The 9,397-nt window shown below is 71.5% G+C and carries 15 protein-coding genes; 8 read left to right on the forward strand and 7 right to left on the reverse strand.

Annotation, left to right across the window (positions count from 1 at the left end; translation table 11 throughout):
- The first annotated feature begins 2 nt into the window (after positions 1-2).
- Positions 3-941 carry a glycine betaine ABC transporter substrate-binding protein gene (locus ACQ0O7_RS26090; RefSeq protein WP_430785249.1) on the forward strand — a complete coding sequence of 313 codons (939 nt, stop codon included), beginning with the start codon at positions 3-5 and terminating at the stop codon, positions 939-941.
- A 57-nt stretch (positions 942-998) separates the two neighbouring features.
- Here ACQ0O7_RS26090 and ACQ0O7_RS26095 read toward each other — a convergent pair whose 3' ends face one another.
- Both ACQ0O7_RS26095 and ACQ0O7_RS26100 read right to left on the reverse strand, forming a co-directional pair.
- Positions 999-1,439: a hypothetical protein gene (locus tag ACQ0O7_RS26095; RefSeq protein WP_430785251.1), complete on the reverse strand. Its 441-nt coding sequence runs from the start codon at positions 1,437-1,439 to the stop codon at positions 999-1,001.
- Positions 1,436-2,011 (reverse strand): RNA polymerase sigma factor, encoded by a 576-nt coding sequence (locus ACQ0O7_RS26100; protein WP_430785253.1) that lies wholly within the window; start codon positions 2,009-2,011, stop codon positions 1,436-1,438. The genes ACQ0O7_RS26095 and ACQ0O7_RS26100 overlap by 4 nt, the downstream gene beginning before the upstream one ends.
- 137 nt (positions 2,012-2,148) lie before the next feature.
- Here ACQ0O7_RS26100 and ACQ0O7_RS26105 point away from each other — a divergent pair, with 137 nt between their 5' ends.
- Genes ACQ0O7_RS26105 through ACQ0O7_RS26130 form a run of 6 tightly spaced genes read left to right on the forward strand, consistent with a single transcriptional unit; the run spans position 2,149 to position 4,673 of the window.
- Complete coding sequence (locus tag ACQ0O7_RS26105) at positions 2,149-2,631, forward strand: Asp23/Gls24 family envelope stress response protein (RefSeq protein ID WP_430785255.1); 483 nt, start codon at positions 2,149-2,151, stop codon at positions 2,629-2,631.
- On the forward strand, positions 2,628-2,939 hold the full coding sequence (locus tag ACQ0O7_RS26110; RefSeq protein ID WP_430785257.1) for a hypothetical protein: 312 nt from the start codon (positions 2,628-2,630) through the stop codon (positions 2,937-2,939). Before ACQ0O7_RS26105 ends, ACQ0O7_RS26110 begins: the two co-directional genes overlap by 4 nt.
- Positions 2,940-2,967: 28 nt before the next feature.
- Positions 2,968-3,147, forward strand: a complete 180-nt coding sequence (locus ACQ0O7_RS26115; protein ID WP_430785259.1) for a hypothetical protein — start codon at positions 2,968-2,970, stop codon at positions 3,145-3,147.
- Positions 3,140-3,505 (forward strand): Asp23/Gls24 family envelope stress response protein, encoded by a 366-nt coding sequence (locus tag ACQ0O7_RS26120; RefSeq protein ID WP_430785261.1) that lies wholly within the window; start codon positions 3,140-3,142, stop codon positions 3,503-3,505. Before ACQ0O7_RS26115 ends, ACQ0O7_RS26120 begins: the two co-directional genes overlap by 8 nt.
- Complete coding sequence (locus tag ACQ0O7_RS26125) at positions 3,502-4,092, forward strand: DUF6286 domain-containing protein (protein ID WP_430785263.1); 591 nt, start codon at positions 3,502-3,504, stop codon at positions 4,090-4,092. Before ACQ0O7_RS26120 ends, ACQ0O7_RS26125 begins: the two co-directional genes overlap by 4 nt.
- Positions 4,092-4,673 (forward strand): hypothetical protein, encoded by a 582-nt coding sequence (locus ACQ0O7_RS26130; RefSeq protein WP_430785265.1) that lies wholly within the window; start codon positions 4,092-4,094, stop codon positions 4,671-4,673. Before ACQ0O7_RS26125 ends, ACQ0O7_RS26130 begins: the two co-directional genes overlap by 1 nt.
- A gap of 17 nt (positions 4,674-4,690) precedes the next feature.
- Here ACQ0O7_RS26130 and ACQ0O7_RS26135 read toward each other — a convergent pair whose 3' ends face one another.
- From ACQ0O7_RS26135 to ACQ0O7_RS26155, 5 genes are all read right to left on the reverse strand, one after another.
- Positions 4,691-5,605, reverse strand: a complete 915-nt coding sequence (locus ACQ0O7_RS26135; protein WP_430785267.1) for a hypothetical protein — start codon at positions 5,603-5,605, stop codon at positions 4,691-4,693.
- The gene (locus ACQ0O7_RS26140; RefSeq protein ID WP_430785269.1) at positions 5,602-7,011 is read right to left on the reverse strand and encodes a hypothetical protein; all 1,410 of its coding nucleotides are present in this window, start codon (positions 7,009-7,011) and stop codon (positions 5,602-5,604) included. Before ACQ0O7_RS26140 ends, ACQ0O7_RS26135 begins: the two co-directional genes overlap by 4 nt.
- Positions 6,998-7,300, reverse strand: a complete 303-nt coding sequence (locus tag ACQ0O7_RS26145) for a DUF6403 family protein (protein WP_430785271.1) — start codon at positions 7,298-7,300, stop codon at positions 6,998-7,000. The genes ACQ0O7_RS26140 and ACQ0O7_RS26145 overlap by 14 nt, the downstream gene beginning before the upstream one ends.
- A 79-nt stretch (positions 7,301-7,379) precedes the next feature.
- Positions 7,380-8,183: a patatin-like phospholipase family protein gene (locus ACQ0O7_RS26150; RefSeq protein WP_430785273.1), complete on the reverse strand. Its 804-nt coding sequence runs from the start codon at positions 8,181-8,183 to the stop codon at positions 7,380-7,382.
- A gap of 15 nt (positions 8,184-8,198) precedes the next feature.
- Positions 8,199-8,864 (reverse strand): phosphatase PAP2 family protein, encoded by a 666-nt coding sequence (locus tag ACQ0O7_RS26155; RefSeq protein ID WP_430785275.1) that lies wholly within the window; start codon positions 8,862-8,864, stop codon positions 8,199-8,201.
- A 109-nt stretch (positions 8,865-8,973) separates the two neighbouring features.
- On the opposite strand from ACQ0O7_RS26155, the gene ACQ0O7_RS26160 reads away from it, so the two are divergent.
- Positions 8,974-9,363: a hypothetical protein gene (locus ACQ0O7_RS26160; protein ID WP_430785277.1), complete on the forward strand. Its 390-nt coding sequence runs from the start codon at positions 8,974-8,976 to the stop codon at positions 9,361-9,363.
- The last annotated feature ends 34 nt before the right edge of the window (positions 9,364-9,397 follow it).

Here is a 9,397-nt window from a genome sequence, read left to right on the forward strand (position 1 = left end):
CAATGAACGTCTTCACCAGGACCACCGCTGTCGCCGCCGGTCTCGGCCTGCTGCTGTCGGCCGCCGCGTGCGGCTCCGGCGAGGAGGGCGGCGGCGGCACCGGCCCGCTGGCCGGGACCACTGTCACGGTCGGTTCGAAGGACTTCGACGAGCAACTGGTGCTCGGCCAGATCACCAAGCTGGCCCTGGAGAACGCCGGCGCGAGCGTGAAGGACGAGACCAACCTGGGTGGTACGAACGCCGCCCGGGCCGCGCTCACCTCCGGCCAGATCGACGTGTACTGGGAGTACACCGGCACCGCGTGGATCAGCTTCTTCCAGCAGACCGAGCCGATCGCCGACCCGGCCGAGCAGTGGACGAAGGTGGCCGAGAAGGATCTGGCCGACAACAAGCTGGTGTGGATGAACCCGGCCGGCTTCAACAACACCTACGGTCTGGCCTACAGCCAGGCCGCCGCGGAGAGGCTGGGCAACCCCACGAAGATCTCCGACTTGGGTACGAACCCCGCGGCGGTGACCCTGTGCGTGGAGAGCGAGTTCTCCACCCGTGACGACGGTCTGCCCGGCCTGCAGAAGAAGTACGGCTTCGAGATCCCGGCGGCCAACGTGACGGTGCTGGACACCGGCATCGTCTACACGTCGACGGACAAGCAGGACCCGTGCGACTTCGGTGAGGTGTTCACCACCGACGGCCGGATCAAGGCGCTGAACCTGGTGGTGCTGGCGGACGACAAGTCGTTCTTCCCGCTCTACAACGCGGCGCCGGTGTTCCGTTCGGAGTACTACGACGCCAACACGGCCGCGCTGAAGGAGATCTTCGACCCGATCGCGACGGCCCTGACCCAGGACGTGATGACCGAACTGAACAAGCAGGTGTCGGTGGACGGCGCCCGCCCGGAGCAGGTCGCCAAGCAGTGGCTGCAGGAGAAGAGCCTGCTCTGACCTCTGCTCTCCGCTCGTACGCCCGGGTGCCCGCACCCGGGCGTACGTGTCTTCTCCTCAGTCGTTGATGTCGTAGACGTGGACGTGGGAGTGCACGGCGTCGGCTCCGGGCGCGAGGTCGCCGAGGATCCCGGTGACCACGGCGTGGGTGGCGTCGTGCACGGCGGTCGCGAGGGTCGGCAGGTGGCTGCCGTAGTCCGCGGCGATCTCCACGGTCACCTCGACCAGTCGTTCCCGGTCGCCGGTCACGCAGGTGATGTCCGCGGCGGCGGCGCCGGGCAGCGCGTCGACGGCCCGGCGGATCTGCTCGGTGACCACGTCGCAGCGGACGAAGTAGTCGCCGTGCCGGTGCCGGCCCCGGATCGGGTCGGAGGGGCGGAAGACCCGCATCATCCGGTCCAGGATGCCGGGGCTCAGCACCGTCCACCCTTCGTCGGTGTGGTCACGGAGAAGTCTGGTGGCGCGCGTCAGGGCGTCGACGTCGTCAGGGTTGCTCACCGCCACTCCTTCAGGCTAGTCGCCAGGGCCGCTCGGGCACGTTCCAACAGTCCGCGTACGACGGTCGAGGTCTCTCCGAGAACGGTCGCGATCTCCTCGTAGCTGAGATCCTCGATCTCCCGCAGCAGCCAAGCCGATCTCTGCCGGGTCGGCAACCGGCGTAACGCGGTGTCCAGGGCGCCCAGCAGCCCGGCGCCCAGCTGGATGTGCACCGGATCGGCGAGCGGGTCGGCCAGCCGGTCGCGCAGCTCCGCCACGTCGACCGGGGGCCTGGCCGGCCGGCCCCGCAGCGCGCGGGACACCCGGTGCCTGGTCAGCGTGAACAGCCAGGTCCGCAGTGAGGACTCGCCGCGGAACGAGGGGAGCCCCCGCCAGGCGTCGATGAAGGTCTCCTGGAGGACGTCCTCGACGCTGCCCGGTTCGTCGAGCAGGCGGTAAGCGTACCGGTAGAGGGCCGGGCCGTGCCGGGAGACGATGGCCGCGAAGGCGCGTTTGTCCCCGAGCCGGGCCCGTCTTACCAGTTCGGAGTCGGGACCCTGCCCGTCCTCGGTTTGCAATGCCGTCAGGCGCACGAGCCGCTCTTTCTCCGCAAGTCACCCACTGCTCCCATCTTTGTGACATGCATCACATTGCTTCGACCGTGAGGATCGCCCGGCCGGTGGCCTCGAACTCAGTGAAAGCCGGCGCCATCCAACAAAGGGAGATCGTCATGACCGACTCGGTCACCACCACCCAGGCCAAGACCGCACCGGCCACCTCGGCCGGGCTGGCCGTCCGGGACAACGACCTGCGCAGCCCGCAAGGTACGACCTCGATCGCCGACACCGTGGTCAGCAAGATCGCCGGGATCGCCGCCCGGGACGTGGTGGGCGTGCACTCGCTGGGCAGCGGAACCTCGCGCACCGTCAACGCGCTGCGCGAGCGGATCCCCGGCGCCCGGACCAACCACGCCCAGGGCGTCTCGGTGGAGGTCGGGGAGACCCAGACCGCCGTCGACATCGACCTGATCGCCGAATACGGCGTGGCGATCAGCGACCTGGCCGCCGGCGTACGCCGCAACGTGATCACCTCGGTCGAGCGGATGACCGGGCTGCAGGTGGTCGAGGTGAACATCGCCGTCGCCGACATCCACCTGCCCGAGGACGACAGCGCCCCGTCCGGTGAGGCGGAGCGTTCCACCCGGGTCCAGTGAACGAGCTTCCGGACGAGGCCGCCGGCCGGGTGATCGACCCGGTCGGGCAGACCGCCGAGGACGTGGCCATCCTGGTCCGCGGCGTGCCCGGCGTCCAAGGCCTGCACAGCGGCCTGTTCGGCGAGGTCGCCACCTATCTGGCCGGCCACCGGGTGGCCGGTGTCCGGGTCGGCCCGGGCCGCATCGAGGTGCACGTGGTGCTCGACGGCAACGTCCCGATCCGGATGACCGCCGAACGCATCCACGCCGTCGTCCACGCGGCCACCCGTCTACCCGTCCACGTTGTCGTCGAGGATGTCGCGGCGTGACCGCGGCATCCGCCGCTGAGGAGTGAGCATGAGCGCATCAACCGCCGGCCTGCTGGCCGGTCTCCTACTGGCACTGGTCGGTGCCACCGGTGGCCTCGGCTGGTGTGTCGTGGCAGTACTACTGGGGGCCGTCGGATACCTGGTCGGAGCACAACTCGACGGCCGGATCGACCTGACCGACCTCGTGCCGGGCCGGCGCCGTGGGTGACGGTCCGGGCCGTGACACGGCCGTCCCGGCCGGCGACCGTGGTCACCTCCACATCGCCGACCGGGCCGTGGAACGCATCGTGCTGGCCGCGGCCGGTCAGGTCCCCGGAGCGGTCCGCGTCACCGGCGCCCTGGCCCGGTCCTACCCGCGCGCCGACGTGGTCGTCGCCGGGAACCGGGTACGCGCCGCGGTCGCGGTCGCCGGACGGTGGCCGGTCTCGGCCACCCGGCTGGCCACCGAGGTCCGGTCCACGGTCGCCGAACAGCTACGGCGGCTCGCCGGGATGCGGGTCGACGCCGTCGACGTCACGGTCGCCTCGATGGTGCGCGACGACCGCCGGCAGAGGAGGGTGCAATGAGCACGGTGCAGCAACGCGGACCGGCCCCGGCCGCGGTCCCGATGGCGGCGGCGCCCGCACCCACCGGCGCCGGCCCGGTCGGCGTCGTCGGCCCGGTCCTGGCCGTACTGCTCCTCGGCGCCGGTGCCGTCACGATCCGCGAGGCCCTCACCGGCTTCGGGATCATCGGCGGAGCGCCACTGCTGCCGGGGATCGCCCGGACCGCCGACAACGCCCTCACCGGCGCCTGGCCGATCCCGCTCGGCGCCGCTCTGCTGCTGACCGGCCTCGGGCTGATCGGGACCGCCCTGCGGCCACGAGTGCGCCGCACCTTCACCCTGACCGGCCGGACCGGCATCTTCGTCACCCGCCGTGACGTCGCCCGGATCGCCTCGGACGCCGCCGCCGAGGTCGACGGCGTGCTGGCCGCCCGCTCGACGGTCTCCCGCCGCCGGGTGGTCACCACGATCCACACTCTCGGCGCCGAACCCGCGCCGGCCGCCGCGGTCCGCGAGGCGATCGGCGCACGACTACAGCGCCTGGCCGAACCACCGGCGGTACAGGTACGGACCCGGGTCTCCCGGCCCGTCGACGGAAGGATCGCCTGATGCGCCGCACCGTACTGGGCCTGGACCGGGTCGTCTCGCTCCTGCTCGGCATCGCCCTGGCCGGGCTCGGAGCGGCCCTGCTCTCCTGGCGGGCGGACTGGCCCGGCGGTCTCTGGCGGGACCGCCGGCCCTACCCGGGCACCGGGTCCGTCCAGGCCGCCACCGGCCAGCCGTGGTGGCCGTGGGCCTGCGCCGCGGCCGGCACGGTGCTCGTGCTGGCCGCGGTGTGGTGGCTGATCGCCCACGTGCCCCGCCGCCCGGTCGGCGCCCTGCTGCTGCCCGGCTCCGACCGGGACGGCCGGCTGCTGCTGGACCCGGGTGGGCCGGCCGGCATCGCCGCCACCGTCCTCGCCGACACCCCGGGGGTACGGTCGGCGCACGGCCGGGTGGTCCGGGAACGCGGCCGGATCGTCGTCGTGCTCACCGCCGTCGCCGAACCCCACGCCGATCTGGACGACATCGCCGGGGCCGCCGACGCGGTCACCGCCGATCTGCGGACCGTCCTGGACCGGGACGACGTGGTGGCCCGGGTGACCGTCACGGTGGCGGCCCGGCGGCGATCCATCAGCCGGGTCGACTGAGCACGTCACCGGGCGGGTCAGTGCAGGCGGGACAGGTAGCGGACCCGTTCCAGCAGCCGTTCGACACGTCTGGCGGCGGTTCCGTCGTCCGGCTTCCGCAGGTCGTCCAGGAGCTCGGCGTATTCGGCGGCCAGAGCGGCGTACCGGCGCTGGAACTCCTGGGTCCCCTTGCGGTAGCGGGAGTCCAGGTCGATCAGTTGCTGGGCGATCACCGCCGCCGAGGCGCTCACCGCCACCCGGGCGTCGCCGGCCGACTCCAGGCGCTCCCTGCGGTCGACAGCCGAGCGGGCGGTACGCCGGCCGGCCGTCCAGATCAGCAGGGAGCCGAGCAGCACGGACAGCACCGCCGCGCCGGCCATCAGATAGCGCGGCAGGTACGGGTCGATCGTGCGGGGGCCGTCGGTGAGCAGGCCGGTGCGGACCAGCCGGTCGTAGTTGACCGCCGCCACCTTGACCACCGCGAGCGGGTCGCCGGGGAACTGCTGGATGCCCCGGCTGATGCCGCCCTCGATCTGCATGAGCTCGTAGCCGCCGTCGAACATCGCGCACGCGTAGCTGTTCCAGCCGTCCGGCTTGGGGCGCAGCAGCATCACCAGGGTGCCGTCGGCGGCCCGTTCCAGGTCGTCGCAGATCGGGCCGGGTTCCGGGGTGCTCGCGTCCAGGAAGATCAGGATGAGGCGCCGGTTGCCGACGGCCCGCTCGGCGGCGGCCACGTCCAGGCCGGTGCCGGGAACGGTGTAGATCGAGGAGGTGCGCACCTGCCGGGCGATCGGGCCCTCGAACACCCCGCCGGTCCACAGCGACCAGCCGGCCAGCACCAGACACGCCGTCGTCGCCACGCTGAACGGTGTCACCAGTCTCCGCAGCACCCGGCCGATCCGCCGCCGGACCGGCACCCGGTGCTCCACGACCTCCCGCTGTCTCCGGCTCATGACAGCTGCCGTTCGAAGTATTCGGCCGGACGGTATCCCCGGTACGGCAGCAGGCGGGCGGCCACGTCGAGTTCCTTCTCCGCGGTGCGCAGCAGGGAACGTACATGCTGATCGGGAAGTTTCGTCCGCAGAGCGTCCCGGGCAGCGGTCAGGGTGATCAGCGCGCGGGCCAGCGGAGCCTCACTGCGCCGGCCGGTCAGCGCGGACATCTCCACCGCCAGGGTGGTCAGCGCGGCGAGCTGTGCCGGAGCGCTGCCCGCGGCCCGGCGGACACCCGCGTCGGCGGGCGTACCGACGATCGGGCGCAACGACAGGCCGACGAACACCAGCACACAGATTACGAAGATCCACGGCAGGGCGGGCAGCGCGACGTCGAGCGGGTCCGGTGGGGCGTACGGCAGCGGGCGGTCGGCGAGCCCGGCATACCGCACGTCGGTGACCTGGTCCAGGTAGACGGTGAGGGCCGCCTGCTGCGGGTACGCCGCCCGCTGCAGCAGCAACTCGGCCCGGTCGTAGAAGATGGCACCGGCGGTCTCGGCGAAGTCGGCGGCGTGCGGTCCGGAGTACTCGATCCAGTTGCCGTACATCACCACGATCGGGGTGTCCGGGAACAGTCTCGCCAGGGCCGGGCCGTACTCCGGAGTCGGTTCGCCGAACGGCTGCTGGGGCAGCGCCACGTACAGCGCCCGGCCGTCCGGGAACGCCGGGGAGTTCTCCGGCGCCGCCTCCAGGGTGGCCCCGGCAGCCCGGTGGAAGCCACCCGCGCGCAGATCCCGCGCCACCACCTCGGTCTCGGCAGCGGTCGGCTCCCGCCAGCGGAACGGGTCCACGGTCTCCGGTTTCGGCTGTCCGCGCAGCTCGGCGATGATCACCTGAAGGTCACTGGTCACGTCACCGACGGCGAACTTGCCCCGCCAGTCGTCCAGATGCGAGCTGCCGATGGCGATGGTGCCGGTGCCGACGTACGTCCCGATGATCCGGATGTCCGCGTCGTCGAGCTCCCCCAGCCGCTCGTGCGAGGCCTCGTCGATGCCCGGCGGGGTGACCAGGATTCGCAGGCCGCTGTCGCCGATCGCGGCCGCCACCACCTCGGTGTCCCAGTGCGCGACCGAACCCGGCAGGCGGACCACCGGATCGTCCCGGAGCATGGCGGTGATCTCGGCGACGGACGGGATCGTCGCGTCGCCGGCACCGATCGTCGGGGGAGTGGTGCTGGTGTCCACCGGTGACTGTGCGTAGCTGATCTGGATGTTCTCGTGCTGACTGCCCAGAAACACGATCATGCACAGGGCGGCGATCGCCAGCGCACCCCAGCGCAGCACCTCGTCGATGAAGGCCGCACCCCAGGCGGTCAGGTCGGAGATCTTCCGGGCGACGGAGAGCAGGATCAGATCAATGACGGCCACGGCCACCCCAGATCCGGTCGGCGCGCCGGGCCAGGCCGGCGGCCTCGCGGGCGGCGTCCGGCCCACCCCGGGCGGCCGCGATCATCTCGGCCCGGTGCAGCATCTCGGTGGCCTCCGGGTCGTCGGTGCGGGCGGCGTCCCGGCTGATCATGGCGGTGGCGATCGCGGTGTGCGCCTCCGACCAGGCCACCCGCCGCTGGACGGCGCGCTCCCGCAGCCGGGGCACCGCGATCATCGCAAAGCCGGAACCGAACAAGACGACCGTGCCGGCCGCCCAGATCCACCACACCGGGTACGTGTCTCCTGTCCGGTCCGAAAACGGGTCCGAATATGACAGCCGATCGTCCGTACCGCGTCAATGAGGACCGTCACAGTGAACGCAACCAGTCACGGCGCGCCTCCGCGGCCGCGACCAGGGCACGCAACACCGGCAGCGCCTTCTCCGCGGCGGCCCGCCCGGACTCCTCGAACGCCGGAATCCTGGACAGCTCCCAGAACGCGTACGCGTCCACCTCCGGATTCAGCACCAGATCGGCGTCCTCCTCCAGCGGATCGCCACCACCCGGCTGCAACGTGCTGACCGCGACCATCACGTGCACCAGCGTCGTCGGCGGGCGGCGCGGCAGCGGCCCGGACACGTCGACGGCCACCACGATGTCGGCGCCCATCTCCCGGGCCAGCCGGGCCGGAACCATGGTGACCAGCCCGCCGTCGACAAGCAGATGACCGTCCCGGTCCACCGGCGGGAACACCCCCGGAATGGCGGCGCTGGCCAGCACCGCGCTCGCCACCGGCCCGTCCCGCATCACCACCTCCCGCCCGGTGGCCAGATCACAGGCCACCGCGGCGAACGGCCGGGCCAGATCCTTGAAATCCGCCCCGTCCAGGGTGTGCTCCAGGAACGCGGCCAGCTTCGACGTCTCGAACAGCGCCTTACGGGTCATCCCCGGCCGCACCAGCCGCGACCAGCGCAACGTCTGCGCCACCTCGGCGATCTCGGCGGCCGTCATGCCCTTCGCGTACAACGCGCCGACCAGGGCGCCCACACTCGTCCCGGTGACGATCGACGGCTCCAGGCCGGCCTCGTCCAGCACCTCCAGCACACCGATGTGGGCGGCGCCGCGCACCGCGCCGCCGCCGAGCGCCAGACCGATCCGGATCTTCTCCCGCATGTGCCCAGGTTAGAGCTACCGTCGTGCGGCTCCGACGACGGTGAGCTGCTGTGTCGGAACCTCTCCCCGGGCCGGGAGACCGGGGCCGAGCGCCCACTTCAGCGCCGGCTGCGACCGGCCCCACCCGACCAGGCGGGCGCCGTGGCGGGCCAGCAGCAGCGTCAGCACGGCGGTCACCGTCGCACCGAGCAGATAGCCGACGAGCACGTCATGCGGGTAGTGCACACCGACGAACACCCGGGAGAACGCGGCGATCGTGGCCACCGGCAGCGCCACCAGACCCCACCGCCACGACACCAGGAACGCGGCGATGAACAAGGCCCCGGCGATCGTCGAATGATTGCTGGGGAACGACCAGTCACCGACCGGCGGACACTCAGCCGCCACGATCGGCAGGCCGACCGCGCGACAGGGCCGCTCCTCGGTCAGGACGGTCTTGCTGACCTCACTGGTCAGATAGGCGAACACGCCCGCGGCCGGCGCCATCACACTGATCGCCATCAGCGTGTCGCTCGCGTGGCGGGCCCGCCACCACAGCCACACCACGATGCCCATCAGAATGATGATCGAGAACTCGGTGAAGTGCTCCATGAACCACTGCACGCTCTCCGGCGATCGATCGGCCACGCCGACGACGACACGGTAGAGCTCGGTGGAGAACGCCGGTGGCTGCAGACCCATATGCACGGATCCTAGTGATTGTTCACCTGAAAGACACCTGTGAGGGCCGGGGTGTTCAACTTCCGTCCACAGTCCGGCTCCGACCCGCGCGCTGACCTCGAGGACCGGCGTGTACGGGATGATCATCCGGGTGACGTACTACTGGGATGATCAGATGGGTCCGTTCCGTGCGGCGCCGGCCGGAATCGAGCGGCGTGACGGGCCGGCCCTGGCGATCCGGGCGATCGGCGGGACGCTTCAGCGGATGGGTCCGATCGAGACCGTCCCGGCCCGGAACTGGATCGCCGCGGCACTGGACTCCGGACGCCAGGCGGTGGCGGCCGGGCGGGACCGGCCGGGGCTGTCGGGCGAACTGGTGTACGGCATCCTCGACTTCTGTCATCAGGCCGTCCGCGATCGTGAGGATCTGCCTGAGTGGACCCCGGAAGCCGAATCCCGGAACGCGGCCTGTGTGGAAGCGATCGCCTTCGCCCAGCGATGTGTCCGCGGCGACGAATGAGTTCCGGTGGAGAGCCTCGCTAAGCTTAGGGCGT

Origin of the sequence: Actinoplanes sp. G11-F43 (genome assembly GCF_050589265.1) — a bacterium.
Lineage (GTDB): Bacteria > Actinomycetota > Actinomycetes > Mycobacteriales > Micromonosporaceae > Actinoplanes.

Coding starts and splice junctions, on each gene's coding strand:
- ACQ0O7_RS26090 (WP_430785249.1), top strand. CDS start 3: ATGAACGTCTTCACCAGGACCACCGCTGTCGCCGCCGGTCTCGGCCTG.
- ACQ0O7_RS26105 (WP_430785255.1), top strand. CDS start 2,149: ATGACCGACTCGGTCACCACCACCCAGGCCAAGACCGCACCGGCCACC.
- ACQ0O7_RS26115 (WP_430785259.1), top strand. CDS start 2,968: ATGAGCGCATCAACCGCCGGCCTGCTGGCCGGTCTCCTACTGGCACTG.
- ACQ0O7_RS26125 (WP_430785263.1), top strand. CDS start 3,502: ATGAGCACGGTGCAGCAACGCGGACCGGCCCCGGCCGCGGTCCCGATG.
- ACQ0O7_RS26130 (WP_430785265.1), top strand. CDS start 4,092: ATGCGCCGCACCGTACTGGGCCTGGACCGGGTCGTCTCGCTCCTGCTC.
- ACQ0O7_RS26135 (WP_430785267.1), bottom strand. CDS start 5,605: ATGAGCCGGAGACAGCGGGAGGTCGTGGAGCACCGGGTGCCGGTCCGG.
- ACQ0O7_RS26150 (WP_430785273.1), bottom strand. CDS start 8,183: ATGCGGGAGAAGATCCGGATCGGTCTGGCGCTCGGCGGCGGCGCGGTG.
- ACQ0O7_RS26155 (WP_430785275.1), bottom strand. CDS start 8,864: ATGGGTCTGCAGCCACCGGCGTTCTCCACCGAGCTCTACCGTGTCGTC.